Origin of the sequence: Blautia schinkii, assembly GCF_013304825.1 — a bacterium.
GTDB lineage: Bacteria > Bacillota > Clostridia > Lachnospirales > Lachnospiraceae > Blautia_A > Blautia_A schinkii_B.
The window spans coordinates 197,315-212,387 of record NZ_JAAWUO010000004.1 but is presented as its reverse complement, the minus strand read 5'-3'; the positions used below and the strand labels follow the sequence as shown (position 1 = coordinate 212,387).

The 15,073-nt window shown below is 44.4% G+C and carries 25 protein-coding genes; all 25 read left to right on the top strand.

Going from position 1 to position 15,073, the window contains the following annotated elements; translation table 11 throughout:
- Positions 1 to 62: 62 nt before the first annotated feature.
- The 25 genes from rplC to HFM85_RS04980 all read left to right on the top strand — a co-directional run bounded on the left by rplC (position 63) and on the right by HFM85_RS04980 (position 14,863).
- On the top strand, positions 63 to 695 hold the full coding sequence (gene rplC / locus HFM85_RS05100) for a 50S ribosomal protein L3 (RefSeq protein WP_092069546.1): 633 nt from the start codon (positions 63 to 65) through the stop codon (positions 693 to 695).
- 21 nt (positions 696 to 716) lie between these two features.
- Positions 717 to 1,337 (top strand): 50S ribosomal protein L4, encoded by a 621-nt coding sequence (rplD, locus tag HFM85_RS05095; protein ID WP_021976669.1) that lies wholly within the window; start codon positions 717 to 719, stop codon positions 1,335 to 1,337.
- Positions 1,337 to 1,636 (top strand): 50S ribosomal protein L23, encoded by a 300-nt coding sequence (rplW, locus tag HFM85_RS05090; RefSeq protein WP_119240269.1) that lies wholly within the window; start codon positions 1,337 to 1,339, stop codon positions 1,634 to 1,636. The genes rplD and rplW overlap by 1 nt, the downstream gene beginning before the upstream one ends.
- A 206-nt stretch (positions 1,637 to 1,842) precedes the next feature.
- Positions 1,843 to 2,688, top strand: coding sequence for a 50S ribosomal protein L2 (gene rplB / locus HFM85_RS05085; protein WP_015526920.1), 846 nt, complete (start codon positions 1,843 to 1,845; stop codon positions 2,686 to 2,688).
- Positions 2,689 to 2,703: 15 nt separating this feature from the next.
- Positions 2,704 to 2,985 carry a 30S ribosomal protein S19 gene (gene rpsS / locus HFM85_RS05080; RefSeq protein ID WP_015526921.1) on the top strand — a complete coding sequence of 94 codons (282 nt, stop codon included), beginning with the start codon at positions 2,704 to 2,706 and terminating at the stop codon, positions 2,983 to 2,985.
- 85 nt (positions 2,986 to 3,070) lie between these two features.
- Positions 3,071 to 3,460: a 50S ribosomal protein L22 gene (gene rplV, locus HFM85_RS05075; RefSeq protein WP_015526922.1), complete on the top strand. Its 390-nt coding sequence runs from the start codon at positions 3,071 to 3,073 to the stop codon at positions 3,458 to 3,460.
- An 11-nt stretch (positions 3,461 to 3,471) separates the two neighbouring features.
- Entirely contained in the window at positions 3,472 to 4,128 is a 657-nt protein-coding gene (gene rpsC / locus HFM85_RS05070; RefSeq protein ID WP_015526923.1) for a 30S ribosomal protein S3, read from the top strand.
- Entirely contained in the window at positions 4,128 to 4,565 is a 438-nt protein-coding gene (rplP, locus tag HFM85_RS05065; protein ID WP_118062095.1) for a 50S ribosomal protein L16, read from the top strand. Before rpsC ends, rplP begins: the two co-directional genes overlap by 1 nt.
- On the top strand, positions 4,555 to 4,764 hold the full coding sequence (rpmC, locus tag HFM85_RS05060) for a 50S ribosomal protein L29 (RefSeq protein WP_119240268.1): 210 nt from the start codon (positions 4,555 to 4,557) through the stop codon (positions 4,762 to 4,764). The genes rplP and rpmC overlap by 11 nt, the downstream gene beginning before the upstream one ends.
- 18 nt (positions 4,765 to 4,782) lie before the next feature.
- On the top strand, positions 4,783 to 5,037 hold the full coding sequence (rpsQ, locus tag HFM85_RS05055; protein ID WP_021650763.1) for a 30S ribosomal protein S17: 255 nt from the start codon (positions 4,783 to 4,785) through the stop codon (positions 5,035 to 5,037).
- A gap of 12 nt (positions 5,038 to 5,049) precedes the next feature.
- A complete protein-coding gene (rplN, locus tag HFM85_RS05050) occupies positions 5,050 to 5,418 on the top strand; it encodes a 50S ribosomal protein L14 (protein WP_019162495.1) in 369 nt (122 codons plus the stop codon).
- Between the two features lie 11 nt (positions 5,419 to 5,429).
- Positions 5,430 to 5,741, top strand: coding sequence for a 50S ribosomal protein L24 (gene rplX / locus HFM85_RS05045; protein WP_021650764.1), 312 nt, complete (start codon positions 5,430 to 5,432; stop codon positions 5,739 to 5,741).
- 22 nt (positions 5,742 to 5,763) lie between these two features.
- Positions 5,764 to 6,303, top strand: coding sequence for a 50S ribosomal protein L5 (gene rplE / locus HFM85_RS05040; RefSeq protein WP_021650765.1), 540 nt, complete (start codon positions 5,764 to 5,766; stop codon positions 6,301 to 6,303).
- Positions 6,304 to 6,316: 13 nt separating this feature from the next.
- Positions 6,317 to 6,502: a type Z 30S ribosomal protein S14 gene (locus HFM85_RS05035; protein WP_015526927.1), complete on the top strand. Its 186-nt coding sequence runs from the start codon at positions 6,317 to 6,319 to the stop codon at positions 6,500 to 6,502.
- 81 nt (positions 6,503 to 6,583) lie between these two features.
- The gene (rpsH, locus tag HFM85_RS05030; protein WP_015526928.1) at positions 6,584 to 6,985 is read left to right on the top strand and encodes a 30S ribosomal protein S8; all 402 of its coding nucleotides are present in this window, start codon (positions 6,584 to 6,586) and stop codon (positions 6,983 to 6,985) included.
- Between the two features lie 206 nt (positions 6,986 to 7,191).
- Positions 7,192 to 7,731: a 50S ribosomal protein L6 gene (gene rplF, locus HFM85_RS05025; protein ID WP_118062096.1), complete on the top strand. Its 540-nt coding sequence runs from the start codon at positions 7,192 to 7,194 to the stop codon at positions 7,729 to 7,731.
- A gap of 17 nt (positions 7,732 to 7,748) precedes the next feature.
- The gene (gene rplR / locus HFM85_RS05020; RefSeq protein WP_015526930.1) at positions 7,749 to 8,117 is read left to right on the top strand and encodes a 50S ribosomal protein L18; all 369 of its coding nucleotides are present in this window, start codon (positions 7,749 to 7,751) and stop codon (positions 8,115 to 8,117) included.
- Positions 8,118 to 8,134: 17 nt separating this feature from the next.
- The gene (gene rpsE, locus HFM85_RS05015) at positions 8,135 to 8,644 is read left to right on the top strand and encodes a 30S ribosomal protein S5 (RefSeq protein WP_173738831.1); all 510 of its coding nucleotides are present in this window, start codon (positions 8,135 to 8,137) and stop codon (positions 8,642 to 8,644) included.
- A gap of 13 nt (positions 8,645 to 8,657) precedes the next feature.
- Positions 8,658 to 8,837, top strand: a complete 180-nt coding sequence (rpmD, locus tag HFM85_RS05010) for a 50S ribosomal protein L30 (protein ID WP_015526932.1) — start codon at positions 8,658 to 8,660, stop codon at positions 8,835 to 8,837.
- 12 nt (positions 8,838 to 8,849) lie between these two features.
- A complete protein-coding gene (gene rplO / locus HFM85_RS05005) occupies positions 8,850 to 9,290 on the top strand; it encodes a 50S ribosomal protein L15 (protein ID WP_173738830.1) in 441 nt (146 codons plus the stop codon).
- Positions 9,290 to 10,603: a preprotein translocase subunit SecY gene (secY, locus tag HFM85_RS05000; RefSeq protein WP_173738829.1), complete on the top strand. Its 1,314-nt coding sequence runs from the start codon at positions 9,290 to 9,292 to the stop codon at positions 10,601 to 10,603. The genes rplO and secY overlap by 1 nt, the downstream gene beginning before the upstream one ends.
- A 97-nt stretch (positions 10,604 to 10,700) precedes the next feature.
- Positions 10,701 to 11,345: an adenylate kinase gene (locus HFM85_RS04995; RefSeq protein WP_119240265.1), complete on the top strand. Its 645-nt coding sequence runs from the start codon at positions 10,701 to 10,703 to the stop codon at positions 11,343 to 11,345.
- Positions 11,346 to 11,347: 2 nt separating this feature from the next.
- Positions 11,348 to 12,106 carry a type I methionyl aminopeptidase gene (map, locus tag HFM85_RS04990; protein ID WP_173738828.1) on the top strand — a complete coding sequence of 253 codons (759 nt, stop codon included), beginning with the start codon at positions 11,348 to 11,350 and terminating at the stop codon, positions 12,104 to 12,106.
- A gap of 34 nt (positions 12,107 to 12,140) precedes the next feature.
- Positions 12,141 to 12,359 (top strand): translation initiation factor IF-1, encoded by a 219-nt coding sequence (infA, locus tag HFM85_RS04985; protein ID WP_005428560.1) that lies wholly within the window; start codon positions 12,141 to 12,143, stop codon positions 12,357 to 12,359.
- 173 nt (positions 12,360 to 12,532) lie between these two features.
- A complete protein-coding gene (locus HFM85_RS04980) occupies positions 12,533 to 14,863 on the top strand; it encodes a hypothetical protein (protein ID WP_173738827.1) in 2,331 nt (776 codons plus the stop codon).
- The last annotated feature ends 210 nt before the right edge of the window (positions 14,864 to 15,073 follow it).

Sequence of the window (15,073 nt, the reverse complement as noted above, 5' to 3'; positions counted from 1 at the left end):
TGTCATTTGACATTAACTATATGATTACCGAATGGTAATCCGCTATAAGGAGGAAGAAAGAAATGCAGAAAGCTATTTTAGCTACTAAAGTCGGAATGACTCAGATCTTCAATGAAGATGGAATGTTAATTCCGGTAACTGTTTTACAGGCAGGTCCTTGCGTTGTAACTCAGGTTAAAACTGAGGAGAACGATGGATACGCATCAGTTCAGGTTGGCTTCGGCGAGATCAGAGAGAAACTGGTCAACAAACCGGAGAAAGGCCACTTTGACAAAGCTGGTGTAGCTGTAAAGAGATTTGTAAAAGAATTCAGATTTGACAATGCCGGCGAGTATGAGGTTGGACAGGAAATCAAGGCTGATATCTTTGCAGCAGGAGATCATATCGATGCTACTGCAGTTTCCAAAGGTAAAGGCTTCCAGGGCGCCATCAAGAGACATGGTCAGTCCAGAGGACCTATGGCTCACGGTTCTAAATATCATCGTCATGCAGGTTCCAACGGCGCTTGCTCCGATCCGAGCAAGGTTTTCAAAGGAAAACATATGCCAGGTCACATGGGACATGTTCAGGTAACTGTTCAGAATCTTGAGATCGTACGTGTAGATACAGAGAATAACTTACTGTTAGTTAAAGGTGCTGTTCCAGGACCTAAGAAATCTTTGGTTACAATCAAAGAGACAGTAAAGTCCTTATAATAGGAAAGGAGGAGCATCAGAATGGCTAATGTAACTGTTTATAATATGGAAGGCAATGAAGTTGGCACAATGGAGCTGAATGACGCAGTATTCGGCGTTGAGATCAATGAGCATCTCGTTCATCTTGCAGTTGTTCGTCAGCTTGCAAATAACCGTCAGGGAACTCAGAAAGCGAAAACTCGTTCTGAGGTAAGAGGCGGCGGAAGAAAACCGTGGAGACAGAAAGGAACAGGTCATGCAAGACAGGGTTCCATCCGTGCACCACAGTGGACAGGCGGCGGTGTTGTATTCGCTCCGGTTCCGAGAGATTATGAAGTAAAAATGAACAAGAAGGAAAGAAGAGCAGCTCTTAAATCCGCTCTGACATCCAAGGTTCAGGATAATAAACTTGTTGTTGTTGACAGCCTTGCACTTGCTGAGGTTAAGACAAAAGAGATGCAGAAGGTTCTTACAAACCTGAAAGCAGAGAAAGCTCTTGTAATCACAGCTGACAACGATCAGAACGTAATTCTTTCTGCAAGAAACATCGCTGACGTGGAAACTGCAACACCGGCTACAATCAACACATACGATGTTATGAAACACAACACCGTAGTTGTTACAAAGGATGCCGTTGCATCTATCGAGGAGGTATACGCATAATGGCAAGTATTCAGTACTATGACGTAATCATCCGTCCGGTTATCACAGAGAAATCCATGGCAGACATGGGTGAGAAGAAATATACATTCCTTGTACATCCGGAAGCTAACAAGACTCAGATTAAAGAGGCTGTTGAGAAGATGTTCGAGGGAACAAAAGTTAAAAGCGTTAATACCATCAACATGGATGGCAAGAAAAAACGCCGTGGAATGGTAGTTGGAAAAACTGCTAAAACTAAGAAAGCTATCGTAGCTCTTACAGAAGAGAGCAAAGATATCGAGATCTTCGAGGGACTTTAATTAGAAGATCAGCATCAAGCGGTACGAGTGACACCTCGGAAGCAGAAGCTTCCTCGGTCGCGTTTCACGCTTCTACAGCTTCATAAGTAATCAGTCTCTTACATGCAAGCATGACGAGCCTGCTTCCTCATGAATCTGTGTCACTCTGATTATCGCGAATATACGCAGTCAAAAGCGTGATGATAAAGATTGAAAGGAGAAACATCATGGGAATCAAAAGCTATAACCCATATACACCGTCAAGAAGACATATGACTGGTTCCGACTTCTCTGAGATTACAGCTGCAAAACCAGAGAAATCCCTCGTTACTTCCCTTAAGAAGAATGCCGGACGTAACAATCAGGGTAAAATCACTGTAAGACATCAGGGTGGCGGAAGCAGAAGAAAATACAGAATCATCGACTTCAAGAGAAGAAAAGATGGAATCCCTGCAACAGTTAAAACAATCGAGTACGATCCGAACAGAACAGCTAACATCGCTCTTATCTGCTATGCAGATGGCGAGAAAGCTTACATCCTCGCTCCAGAGGGACTTAAAGTAGGCCAGAAGGTTTACAATGGTCCGGAAGCTGAGGTTCGTGTTGGAAACTGCCTCCCGCTGGAGCTTATCCCGGTTGGTACTATGGTTCACAACATTGAGCTTCATCCTGGAAAAGGCGGACAGATGGTTCGTTCTGCAGGAAACGGCGCACAGCTCATGGCTAAAGAAGGAAAGTATGCAACACTTCGTCTTCCTTCAGGTGAGATGAGAATGGTTCCGATCGTATGCCGTGCAACTGTTGGTGTAATCGGAAACGGAGATCACAACCTTATTAACATCGGTAAAGCCGGACGTAAACGTAACATGGGTATCAGACCTACAGTTCGTGGTTCCGTAATGAACCCGAATGACCATCCACATGGTGGTGGTGAAGGTAAGACCGGTATCGGACGCCCAGGTCCTTGCACACCGTGGGGCAAACCTGCTCTCGGCCTGAAGACCAGAAAGAAAAACAAACAGTCCAACAAGTACATCGTAAGAAGACGCGATGGAAAAGCATTATCGAAATAATAAGGAGGAGAAAGCATGTCTCGTTCACTGAAAAAAGGACCTTTTGCAGACCAGAGCTTACTTAAAAAAGTAGATGCACTCAACGCTGCAAATGATAAATCCGTAATCAAAACTTGGTCTCGCCGTTCCACAATCTTCCCGTCTTTCGTAGGACACACAATTGCTGTTCATGACGGAAGAAAACATGTGCCGGTATATATCACAGAGGATATGGTAGGACACAAACTTGGTGAGTTCGTTGCAACAAGAACTTACAGAGGACACGGAAAAGACGAGAAGAAGTCCGGAGTACGCTAGTCATCAGATTTTTAACTGCCCGCTGTCATTTTCGACAGCTGGCAGATAACTCAGATATCGAATTTAGGAAAGGAGGCACTTTAAGATGGCAAAAGGACATAGAAGCCAGATAAAGAGAGCCAGAAATGAGAATAATAGAGAGACAAGGCCGTCTGCAAAGTTATCTTATGCAAGAATTTCTGTTCAGAAAGCCTGCTACGTATTAGATGCAATCCGTGGTAAAGATGTACAGACAGCACTTGGTATCCTGACATACAATCCGAGATACGCTTCCAGCGTGATTAAGAAACTGCTCGAGTCAGCAGTAGCAAACGCTGAGAACAACAACGGAATGAACGCAGACAACCTTTATGTTGCAGCATGCTATGCAGATAAGGGACCTACAATGAAGAGAATTCAGCCGAGAGCACAGGGTAGAGCTTACAGAATCGAGAAGAGAACAAGCCATATCACAGTTGTGCTTGATGAAAGGTAAGGAGGAAAAGCATGGGACAGAAAGTTAATCCGCATGGCCTTAGAGTCGGAGTTATCAAGGATTGGGATTCCAGATGGTATGCAGAAGACAAATTTGCTGACTACCTGGTAGAAGACTACAACATCAGAACATTCCTTAAAAAGAAATTATACAGCGCAGGTGTTTCCAAGATTGAGATCGAGAGAGCATCTGACAGAGTTAAGATTATCATCTACACAGCAAAACCTGGTATCGTAATCGGTAAAGGCGGTGCAGAGATCGAGAAAGTTAAAGCTGAGCTTCAGAAATACACAGACAAGAAGCTTATCGTTGACATCAAAGAAGTAAAGAGACCGGACAAAGATGCACAGCTGGTTGCTGAGAACATTGCTCTTCAGCTTGAGAACCGTATTTCTTTCAGACGTGCTATGAAGTCCACAATGCAGAGAACAATGAAGGCTGGCGCTAAGGGAATCAAGACTTCCGTATCCGGACGTCTCGGCGGAGCTGATATGGCTCGTACAGAGTTCTACAGCGAGGGAACAATCCCGCTTCAGACACTTCGTGCAGATATCGATTATGGCTTTGCGGAAGCAGACACCACATACGGTAAAGTTGGTGTTAAGGCATGGATCTACAATGGTGAGATTCTTCCGACAAAAGGAACTAAGGAAGGGAGCGATAAATAATGTTAATGCCAAAAAGAGTAAAACGTCGTAAACAATTCCGTGGCTCCATGAGAGGAAAAGCCCTTAGAGGCAATGCCATCAACTATGGTGATTTCGGACTTGTTGCTACTGAGCCGTGCTGGATCAGATCCAATCAGATCGAGGCAGCCCGTGTTGCTATGACCCGTTACATCAAACGTGGCGGTAAAGTTTGGATTAAGATTTTCCCGGATAAACCGGTAACAGCTAAACCAGCTGAGACTCGAATGGGTTCCGGAAAAGGTGCTCTTGAGTACTGGGTAGCAGTAGTTAAACCAGGTCGTGTTATGTTTGAGATTGCAGGCGTGTCCGAAGAGGTTGCCCGTGAAGCATTACGTCTTGCAATGCACAAGTTACCATGTAAATGTAAAATAGTTTCTCGTGCAGACTTAGAAGGCGGTGATAACAGTGAAAATTAATAAGTTCGTTGAAGATTTAAAAGCAAAGTCAGTTGCAGAACTGAATGATGAATTAGTAGCTGCTAAAAAAGAGCTTTTCAATCTGAGATTTCAGAATGCAACAAACCAGTTAGACAATACAGGACGAATCAAAGAGGTTCGTAAAAATATTGCCAGAATCCAGACAGTAATCACTGAGCAGGCAAACGCTTCCAAATAGGACAGGAGGACATAAATCGTGGAAAGAAATCTGAGAAAAACCCGCGTGGGTAAGGTTATCAGCGACAAAATGGATAAGACCATCGTAGTTGCAATTGAAGACCATGTAAAACATCCTCTTTACAAAAAAATCGTGAAGAGAACATATAAATTAAAAGCTCATGACGAGAACAATGAGTGCAACATCGGAGATACCGTTAAGGTAATGGAGACCAGACCGCTGTCCAAGGACAAGAGATGGAGACTGGTTGAGATCGTAGAGAAAGCTAAATAAGGAGGAACCAGTATGATTCAGCAGGAAACAAGACTGAAAGTTGCCGACAACACTGGTGCAAAAGAAATCCTTTGTATTCGTGTTATGGGCGGCTCTACAAGAAGATATGCAAATATCGGTGATACAATCGTTGCTACGGTTAAAGATGCAACACCAGGCGGCGTTGTTAAAAAAGGTGACGTTGTTAAAGCTGTAGTTGTTAGAACTAAAAAAGGCGCTCGTCGTAAAGACGGATCTTATATCCGTTTCGATGAAAATGCTGCCGTAATTATCAAGGATGACTTAACTCCGAGAGGAACACGTATCTTTGGACCAGTTGCCAGAGAGCTTCGTGAGAAGAAATTCATGAAGATCGTTTCCTTAGCTCCGGAAGTATTATAGGAGGGTGCCGAATGTCAGCTATGAAAATTAAAAAAGGTGATACTGTAAAGGTTATCGCTGGAAAAGATAAAGGTAAGGACGGAAAAGTTCTTGCAGTTAACGTAAAAGACAACACAGTAGTTGTTGAGAACGTAAACATGGTTACAAAGCACGCTAAACCGTCCGCAGCTAATCAGAACGGTGGAATCGTGACAAAAGAAGCTCCGCTTCACATCTCCAACGTAATGCTCGTTGTAGACGGAAAAGCTACAAGAGTCGGATTCAAGATGGATGGAGACAAAAAAGTTCGTGTTGCCAAAGCAACAGGAAAGACAATCGATTAATTAAGAGAGGAGGCATATAAAGGTGAGTAGATTAAAAGATCTTTACAAGAACGAGATCATGGATGCCATGACCAAGAAATTCGGATACAAAAACGTAATGGAAGTGCCAAAACTCGAGAAAATCGTTGTTAACATGGGTGTTGGCGAGGCAAAAGAGAACGCTAAACTTCTTGACGCTGCAATCGCAGATATGGAACTTGTTACAGGACAGAAAGCAATCGCTACAAAAGCTAAAAAATCTGTCGCTAACTTCAAAATCAGAGAGGGTATGCCGATCGGATGTAAAGTTACTTTAAGAGGCGAGAAGATGTATGAGTTCGCTGATCGTCTTATCAACCTTGCTCTTCCACGTGTACGTGACTTCCGTGGTGTTAACCCGAACGCATTCGATGGCAGAGGAAACTATGCTCTTGGTATTAAAGAGCAGCTCATCTTCCCGGAGGTTGAGTACGATAAGGTTGATAAAGTAAGAGGAATGGACGTTATCTTCGTTACAACTGCTAAAACAGATGAAGAGGCACGCGAATTACTGACATTATTCAACATGCCATTTGCTAAATAGGAGGAAAAGATTCATGGCTAAGACAGCAATGAAAATTAAACAGCAGCGCAAAGCTAAATTCTCCACAAGAGAGTATACTCGCTGCAGAATCTGTGGCCGTCCACATGCATACCTGAGAAAATACGGAATTTGCAGAATCTGCTTCCGTGAGCTGGCATACAAAGGTCAGATTCCGGGTGTTAAAAAAGCTTCTTGGTAGGCTGAAAGCAACTTTTTGATTAATATATAAATAAATAATTCACACGACATGTAAAGTCTGAAGAAAGAGGAGGAAACTTACATGACAATGAGCGATCCGATCGCAGATATGCTTACAAGAATCCGTAACGCAAACACTGCAAAACATGACACTGTAGACGTACCGGCATCCAAGATGAAAATTGCTATCGCAAACATTCTTGTAGATGAGGGATACATCGCAAAATATGATCTGGTTGAGGACGGAGTTGTTAAAACTCTTCACATCACACTGAAATACGGTGAGGACAAAAACCAGAAGATCATCACAGGACTTAAGAGAATCTCCAAACCAGGTCTTCGTGTATACGCAGGCAAGGATGAGCTTCCGAAGGTTCTTGGCGGACTTGGTATCGCAATCCTTTCCACAAACAAAGGTGTTATCACTGACAAAGAGGCTCGTAAGCTTCAGGTTGGTGGCGAGGTACTTGCATTCGTTTGGTAGACCGAAAGCAACTTAATGAGTCCAAGTGCTTAAGCACGCCGGACGAATTTAGTGCGAGGTCCATCCCGAACCTTAACGAGCGCAAGCCGCAGGCGAAGCGGGAGTTTAGTTGAGGGATGTTCCGAATGAATCAGAATATAGCTTTTAAACTGAAAACAGAGAGGGCAGGGTCCCTCTCCGACAATCTAAGTAAGGAGGACAAATTTATGTCACGAATCGGAAGACTTCCGGTTGCAATTCCAGCTGGCGTTGAGGTTACAGTCGCTGATGGAAACGTTGTAACAGTAAAAGGACCTAAGGGAACACTTGAGAGAGCACTCCCGACAGAGTTAGAAATTAAAGTTGAAGACGGTCATGTAGTAGTAACAAGACCGAACGACTTAAAGAGAATCAAATCCCTTCACGGATTAACAAGAAGCCTTATCCACAACATGGTTGTTGGTGTAAGCGAAGGCTACAAAAAAGAGCTTGAGGTTAACGGTGTTGGTTACAAAGCAGCTAAGCAGGGCAAGAAGCTCGTACTTAGCCTTGGATATTCTCACCCGGTAGAAATGGAAGATCCAGAAGGTCTTGAGTCCACAGTTGATGGAAACAAGATCATCGTATCTGGTATCAGCAAAGAAAAAGTTGGCCAGTACGCAGCTGAGATCAGAGACAAGAGAAGACCTGAGCCATACAAGGGCAAGGGAATCAAGTACGTTGACGAAGTTATCAGACGTAAAGTCGGTAAGACCGGTAAGAAATAATTAAGGAGAGTGAGAATATGATTAACAAAGCATCCAGAAGCGAAATTCGCGAAAAGAAGCATAGAAGATTACGTCATCATTTAAACGGAACTGCAACTACTCCTCGTCTGGCAGTATTTCGTTCCAACAAGCATATCTATGCACAGATTATTGATGACACAGTTGGTAAAACTTTAGTATCCGCTTCTACTCTCCAGAAGGACGTAAAAGCAGAGCTTGAGAACACTGACGATGTACAGGCTGCAGCAAAAGTCGGAACAGTGATCGGTAAAAAGGCTGTTGAGGCTGGTATCGAGAGCGTTGTTTTCGACAGAGGTGGATATATCTACCACGGAAAAGTTAAAGCACTGGCAGATGCAGCAAGAGAAGCTGGACTGAAATTCTAAGAGGAGGAAAAGAACACATGAAACGTAATCTTATTGATGCTAGTCAGTTAGAGTTAGAAGATAAAGTAGTATCAATCAAGCGTGTTACCAAGGTTGTTAAAGGTGGTCGTAACTTCCGTTTCACAGCTTTAGTTGTTGTAGGTGACGGCAATGGACACGTTGGTGCAGGTTTAGGAAAAGCAGCAGAAATTCCGGAGGCGATCCGCAAAGGTAAAGAGGATGCCATGAAGAAACTTGTTACTGTTGCAAGAGACGAGAACAATTCCATTACACATGACTTCATCGGAAAATTCGGAAGTGCTGAGATGCTTCTGAAGAGAGCTCCGGAAGGTACTGGAGTTATCGCCGGCGGCCCGGCACGTGCCGTAATCGAGCTTGCTGGTATTAAGAACATCCGTACAAAATGTATGGGTTCCAGAAATAAACAGAACGTAGTTCTGGCAACAATCGCAGGCTTGAGCCAGTTAAAGACTCCGGATGAGGTTGCAAAGCTCCGCGGAAAATCTGTAGATGAGATTCTGGGTTAAGGAGGACATGGAAATGGCAGATACAATCAAGGTTACACTGGTAAAATCTCCAATCGGTGCAGTACCGAAGCACAAAAAAACTGTAAAAGCTATGGGTCTTACAAAGATGCATAAAACAGTTGAGATGCCAGACAACGCTGCAACAAGAGGAATGATTCAGCAGGTGCAGCACCTGGTAAAAGTAGAAGATTAAGGAGGTGCCAGAATGGAATTATCAAACTTAAGACCCGCAGAGGGTTCCAAGCATAGCGATAACTTCAGAAGAGGCCGTGGACATGGTTCAGGAAACGGCAAAACAGCTGGTAAAGGACATAAAGGACAGCTTGCTCGTTCCGGACACAAGAAACCGGGATTCGAGGGAGGTCAGATGCCTTTATACAGACGTCTTCCTAAGAGAGGTTTCACTAACAGAAACTCCAAAGAGATTATCGCAATCAATGTAGACGTTCTCAATCGTTTTGAGGATGGAGCAGAGGTTACAGTTGACAGCTTACTTGCAAGCGGTGCAATTTCCAAGATCGGTGATGGTGTTAAGATTCTTGGAAACGGCGAGCTTACAAAAAAACTTAATGTTAAAGTAAACGCTGTCAGCGAGACTGCAAAAAATAAAATTGAAGCTGCTGGTGGTACAGTAGAGGTGATCTAATGTTTGAGACTCTTAAGAGTGTTTTCAAAGTAAAGGAAATGAGAAGAAAACTTCTCTATCTGATCTGGATGATATTCGTGATCAGAATCGGATCCCAGCTTCCTGTACCGGGAGTCGACAGTGACTTCTTTAAGCAGTGGTTTGAATCTAATACCGGTGACGCATTCAATTTCTTTGATGCGTTCACCGGCGGTTCCTTTACTCAGATGTCAATTTTTGCATTGAACATCACACCTTACATTACTTCTTCCATTATCATTCAGCTTCTTACCATTGCCATTCCGGCACTGGAAGAGATGCAGCGTGACGGAGAAGAAGGAAGAAAAAAGCTTACAGCAATCACACGTTATGTTACTGTAGGTCTTGCTCTGTTTGAATCTGTTGCCATGGCAATCGGATTCGGACGTCAGGGCATGATCCCGGACATGAACTTCCTTAAAGGAGTTGTAGTTGTTGCAAGTTTAACAGCGGGTTCTGCAATGCTTATGTGGCTGGGTGAGCGTATTACAGAGAAGGGTGTTGGAAATGGTATTTCCATCGTCCTGACTATTAATATCGTCTCCAGGATCCCGAGTGATATATCCCTTCTTTATGAGAACTTCGTCAAGGGCAAAACAATTGCAAAAGGAATGCTTGCAGCCTGCATCATTGCTGTGATCATCCTGGTTGTTGTAGTGCTCGTACTTATCCTCAACGGAGCAGAGAGAAGAATTCCGGTTCAGTATTCCAAGAAGATGGTTGGACGTAAGATGATGGGCGGTCAGTCCACAAACATCCCGCTAAAAGTAAATACTGCCGGTGTTATCCCGGTTATTTTTGCTTCCTCTATCATGTCATTCCCGTCAATCATTGCACAGTTCGCTGGCAAAGGTAACGGAACAGGTATCGGAAGTGAGATCTTAAGAGGACTTTCCTCTAATAACTGGTGTAATCCAAGTCAGATCCAGTACAGCTGGGGACTGATCGTGTATGTGGTACTTTGCGTATTCTTCGCATATTTCTACACATCCATTACTTTCAATCCGTTGGAAGTAGCCGATAATATCAAAAAGCAGGGCGGTTTTATCCCAGGCATCCGTCCGGGAAAACCGACTTCAGATTATTTGACTAAAATCCTGAATTATATTATATTTATAGGTGCAGTAGGTCTTGTTATCGTGGCCGTTATCCCGTTCTTCTTCAACGGTGTGTTCGGTGCGAATGTTTCCTTCGGCGGTACATCTATCATCATCATCGTAGGTGTTATCCTGGAGACCGTTAAGCAGATGGAATCCCAGCTGCTTGTACGTAATTACAAAGGCTTCCTGAACTAATTGAAAATGAAGGTTGCGGTGCGAAAGTGTCGCAGCCTTGATTTGTAAACAGGACTGTCTAAAAAAAGGCAGAAAAAAGGAAAATGGAGGGTATGCTATGAGAATTATTATGTTGGGTGCACCGGGGGCAGGTAAAGGTACTCAGGCTAAGAAGATTGCGGCGAAGTATGGAATCCCGCACATCTCCACAGGAGATATTTTCCGTGCCAACATCAAGAACGGTACCGAGCTTGGAAAAAAAGCAAAAACTTACATGGATCAGGGACTTCTTGTTCCGGATGAACTGACCTGTGACCTTGTTGTTGACAGAATTCAGCAGGATGATGCAAAAGAAGGCTATGTTCTTGATGGTTTTCCAAGAACAATTCCGCAGGCAGAGTGTCTGACAGAAGCTCTGGCTAAACTTGGAAGCAAAATTGACTATGCAATCGATGTGGATGTTCCGGATGATAACATCGTGAAACGTATGGGCGGACGCCGTGCATGCGTGAAATGCGGTGCAACCTATCACGTAGTTTTTGCAGCACCGAAGGCAGAAGGTGTGTGTGATACCTGCGGCGACAAGCTTGTACTTCGTGACGATGACAAGCCGGAGACAGTCCAGAAGCGTCTGAACGTTTATCATGAGCAGACACAGCCATTGATTGACTATTACACCACACAGGGTGTTTTGAAGACGGTAGACGGAACCAGGGATCTGAATGAGGTATTCCAGGAGATCGTTGACATCTTAGGAGAATAAGAATGTCCGTAACAATTAAGACACAGCATGAAATAGAACTTATGAGAGAAGCAGGCCATCTTCTTGAGAAGGTGCATGACGGTTTGATCACTTATATTAAACCAGGTGTCAGCACCAAAGAAATTGACCGTATCGGTGAAGATATGATCCGGTCCATGGGCTGTATTCCGAACTTTCTGAACTACGGAGGTTTTCCGGCTTCTTTCTGCATCAGCCTGAATGATGAGGTTGTGCATGGAATTCCATCCGAGGAAAAGATAATCCAGGACGGGGATCTGGTTAAAATCGACGCCGGCCTGATTTACAAGGGCTATCATTCTGACGCAGCACGTACTTATGCAGTAGGTGAAGTATCCAAAGAAGCACAGCAGCTTATTAAAGTTACAAGAGAGTGCTTTTTCGAAGGACTGAAAATGGCAAAAGCCGGAAATCATTTAAATGATATTTCCAAAGCCATCGGAGCCCATGCAGCGAAATACCGTTATGGTATCGTACGTGACCTTGTAGGACACGGAATCGGAACTCATCTTCATGAGGATCCGCAGATTCCAAACTTCCCGCAGAAGCGCAGGGGCATCAAGCTCCTTCCGGGAATGACCCTGGCCGTCGAGCCCATGATCAACCTTGGTCGTGCGGACGTGGCATGGCTGGACGATGAGTGGACAGTAGTAACCATGGATGGTTCACTTTCCGCACATTATGAAAACACGATCCTCATCACAGATGGGGAACCAGAGATTCTGACGCTTACGAGCCTGTAAGCAGCAATTGTTATCATGACATAGGAGGTAAAAAATGTCAAAAGCAGATGTGATTGAAGTAGAAGGCACTGTTCTGGAGAAATTGCCTAACGCGATGTTTAAAGTAGAACTGGAAAACAAGCATGTGGTACTTGCACATATCAGCGGCAAGCTCCGTATGAATTTCATCCGTATTCTCCCGGGAGATAAGGTAACGATCGAACTTTCTCCGTATGATCTTTCCAAGGGAAGAATTATCTGGAGAGATAAATAAGAAATATTATAAAAGACGACCTGGTGGCAATAAGCTGCCGGGTCTTTTTTGCTTTTTCTGCAGAAAAAGAATTTAAAGTGGAGTTTATCACTCACATTTTTTTCACGCTTTAAACATAAAGTGAACAGATTTTGCTGATATAGTATGAGCATACAAAAAAGAGAGGTGTTCATATGAAGAAAAAATATCTTGCAGCAATCTTAGGCGTTATGATGGCAGCTACATCCGTTACTGCATGCGGGGCAGCGACAACAGAGAAAACAACGAGTACGGCTGAGAGTTCAGAGAATAAGGATGCAGAAGATACAACGGCAGACAGTACAAAGAGCACAGATTCCGATAACAGTGACAGCAATGAAGACGCCAATGCAGACGCCGATAAAGAAAGTTTTGATAAAGGTGATTCCGATGAGGAAGATGTAACTTACGGTGAGGTGAAATCCGTAGAAACTGGTAAGATTACGATCGCTGTAGGAACGATGAAAGAAATGGGCGGAAACGGTGGAACACCAGGCGGAGAACAGGGAGAGGCACCGGAGAAACCGGATAGTGATGGAAGCGGAAATGCTTCTGATGACAGTGCAGATAAATCCGATGCAGAAACAACATCAGATAACAGCAGTGATGCAGAGAACGCAGAATCTGACAGTAAAGATACAGAGTCCGATAAAAAGGATAGTAAAGAGGGTGATTCAACAGATAACGGAGAATCCCAGAAAAAACCAGATGGTGACAATACAGATGGAAATGGTGGAGCACCGGAAGAAGATCAGGGGGAAACACCTTCCATGCTGGATCTGACAGGGGATGAGATGACAGTCACAGTGACTGATGATACCGTGATTACAAAAGAAAGCACAGGAGGTCCGGGCGGAGCCCCGGGAGAAGCACCAGAGAAACCGGATGGAGATAATGGAAATGGAGAATCCCCGGAGAAGCCAGCGAATGACAGTATAGCCCCGGAGAAACCAGACGGAGATAACGGAAATGGTCAGGCTCCAGGCAGCACCCAGGGCGATGCGTCGGATGGCAATAATTCTCAAAGCGAAACCATCGAACTCTCCGGCATCCAGGAAGGTGACATCGTAGCAATCACCACAGACGATGACGGAAACGCCCTTACCATCAAAGTACAGAGCACTGTCATGGGAGGTGGTCAGGGAGCTCCTGGTGGAGCACCAGGAGGACAGTCTCAGGGAGTAGACGGCTATGATGCTGTCAATACCTATGATTCCGATACCGAAGTATCCGATACATCCCTGGAGTCAACAGGAACAGATGAAAATGCAGCACTTGTATCATCAGGAGCAAATGTAACTTTCAATAATGTGGACATTACAAGAAATTCCTCCGACAGCACAGGCGGCGACAATTCAAGCTTTTACGGCGTAGGAGCGGCACTGCTTGCAACAGAGGGAAACGCTTATGTAAAAGGTGGAACTGTAAACACTGACGCAGCCGGCGGAGCAGGACTTTTTGCCTACGGCGATGGAACGGTCTATGCGGCAGACACTACCATTAAGACAACACAGGATACTTCCGGTGGAATCCACGCAGCAGGTGGCGGTAAGTTATATGCCTGGGAGCTGAACGTGGAAACAAACGGAGAATCCGCAGCTGCCATCCGAAGTGACCGTGGCGGCGGAACCATGGTAGTTGACGGCGGAACCTATACATCCAACGGTGAAGGCTCGCCGGCAGTATACTGTACAGCAGATATTGCGGTAAAGGATGCCACACTTACAGCAAACGGATCAGAAGCAGTATGCATCGAAGGCCTGAATTCATTGCATCTGTTTGACTGTGACCTCACCGGAAATATGAGCGATTTAAGCCAGAATGACAGTATCTGGACAGTAATCCTCTACCAGAGTATGTCCGGTGATTCCGAAGTAGGAAACAGCACCTTTCAGATGGATGGAGGAACCCTTACATCACAGAATGGCGGCGTGTTCTACACAACTAACACAGAGAGTGATATCACTCTGAATGCTGTAGATATCACATACAACAATGACAATGAGTATTTCTTACGCTGCACAGGAAATAATAACGAAAGAGGTTGGGGCGAAAGCGGAGCCAACGGAGCAGACTGCGACTTTACAGCAATTAGCCAGGATATGGAGGGGGATGTGATCTGGGACACCATCAGCCAGCTTGACTTCTATATGACGGACGGCAGTAACCTGACAGGAGTTATCATAGATGATGAGAGCTTTGCCGGTAACGGTGGAGATGGCTACTGTAATGTATATGTCAATAATGACTCTACCTGGACAGTAACCGGTGACAGCACCGTATCCACACTTTCTAACGCAGGAACCATTGTGGATGACTCCGGAAAAACAGTCACGATCAAAGGAACAGACGGAACTGTATATGCAGAAGGCGACAGCGATTACACCATTACTGTAGATAAATATGAAGAAACTGCAGACACTTCAGACAGCGAAACGATTGCTTCCTGGTCTGACTATGAGGTGGAGAAACCGGATACACTCTAAGGATGTAGGATAATTGGGAATCAGTGTAAAACGTAAACTCGCTGACAAATTGTGAAGTGAGTGCGTTCAGGATATGCAGCAATCGAAAAGCCTGGTTTTGCGAATATTATAAGATAAAACATAAAAATCCCCCGGAAATGATTTAAAAAATCATTTTTTCGGGGGATTTGTTTATGCAGGCAATTTATTATTTCAACTGTACTATCATTT

What these genes read in the sequence shown, in the direction of transcription:
- rplP (WP_118062095.1), top strand. Translation starts at nt 4,128, where the DNA reads ATGTTAATGCCAAAAAGAGTAAAACGTCGTAAACAATTCCGTGGCTCC.
- rplF (WP_118062096.1), top strand. Translation starts at nt 7,192, where the DNA reads ATGTCACGAATCGGAAGACTTCCGGTTGCAATTCCAGCTGGCGTTGAG.
- map (WP_173738828.1), top strand. Translation starts at nt 11,348, where the DNA reads ATGTCCGTAACAATTAAGACACAGCATGAAATAGAACTTATGAGAGAA.
- rpmD (WP_015526932.1), top strand. Translation starts at nt 8,658, where the DNA reads ATGGCAGATACAATCAAGGTTACACTGGTAAAATCTCCAATCGGTGCA.
- rplB (WP_015526920.1), top strand. Translation starts at nt 1,843, where the DNA reads ATGGGAATCAAAAGCTATAACCCATATACACCGTCAAGAAGACATATG.
- rplD (WP_021976669.1), top strand. Translation starts at nt 717, where the DNA reads ATGGCTAATGTAACTGTTTATAATATGGAAGGCAATGAAGTTGGCACA.
- rplR (WP_015526930.1), top strand. Translation starts at nt 7,749, where the DNA reads ATGATTAACAAAGCATCCAGAAGCGAAATTCGCGAAAAGAAGCATAGA.
- rpsH (WP_015526928.1), top strand. Translation starts at nt 6,584, where the DNA reads ATGACAATGAGCGATCCGATCGCAGATATGCTTACAAGAATCCGTAAC.
- rplW (WP_119240269.1), top strand. Translation starts at nt 1,337, where the DNA reads ATGGCAAGTATTCAGTACTATGACGTAATCATCCGTCCGGTTATCACA.
- rpsE (WP_173738831.1), top strand. Translation starts at nt 8,135, where the DNA reads ATGAAACGTAATCTTATTGATGCTAGTCAGTTAGAGTTAGAAGATAAA.
- rplC (WP_092069546.1), top strand. Translation starts at nt 63, where the DNA reads ATGCAGAAAGCTATTTTAGCTACTAAAGTCGGAATGACTCAGATCTTC.
- rplX (WP_021650764.1), top strand. Translation starts at nt 5,430, where the DNA reads ATGTCAGCTATGAAAATTAAAAAAGGTGATACTGTAAAGGTTATCGCT.
- rpsS (WP_015526921.1), top strand. Translation starts at nt 2,704, where the DNA reads ATGTCTCGTTCACTGAAAAAAGGACCTTTTGCAGACCAGAGCTTACTT.
- HFM85_RS05035 (WP_015526927.1), top strand. Translation starts at nt 6,317, where the DNA reads ATGGCTAAGACAGCAATGAAAATTAAACAGCAGCGCAAAGCTAAATTC.
- rplV (WP_015526922.1), top strand. Translation starts at nt 3,071, where the DNA reads ATGGCAAAAGGACATAGAAGCCAGATAAAGAGAGCCAGAAATGAGAAT.
- rplO (WP_173738830.1), top strand. Translation starts at nt 8,850, where the DNA reads ATGGAATTATCAAACTTAAGACCCGCAGAGGGTTCCAAGCATAGCGAT.
- rplN (WP_019162495.1), top strand. Translation starts at nt 5,050, where the DNA reads ATGATTCAGCAGGAAACAAGACTGAAAGTTGCCGACAACACTGGTGCA.
- rpsC (WP_015526923.1), top strand. Translation starts at nt 3,472, where the DNA reads ATGGGACAGAAAGTTAATCCGCATGGCCTTAGAGTCGGAGTTATCAAG.
- HFM85_RS04995 (WP_119240265.1), top strand. Translation starts at nt 10,701, where the DNA reads ATGAGAATTATTATGTTGGGTGCACCGGGGGCAGGTAAAGGTACTCAG.
- secY (WP_173738829.1), top strand. Translation starts at nt 9,290, where the DNA reads ATGTTTGAGACTCTTAAGAGTGTTTTCAAAGTAAAGGAAATGAGAAGA.
- infA (WP_005428560.1), top strand. Translation starts at nt 12,141, where the DNA reads ATGTCAAAAGCAGATGTGATTGAAGTAGAAGGCACTGTTCTGGAGAAA.
- HFM85_RS04980 (WP_173738827.1), top strand. Translation starts at nt 12,533, where the DNA reads ATGAAGAAAAAATATCTTGCAGCAATCTTAGGCGTTATGATGGCAGCT.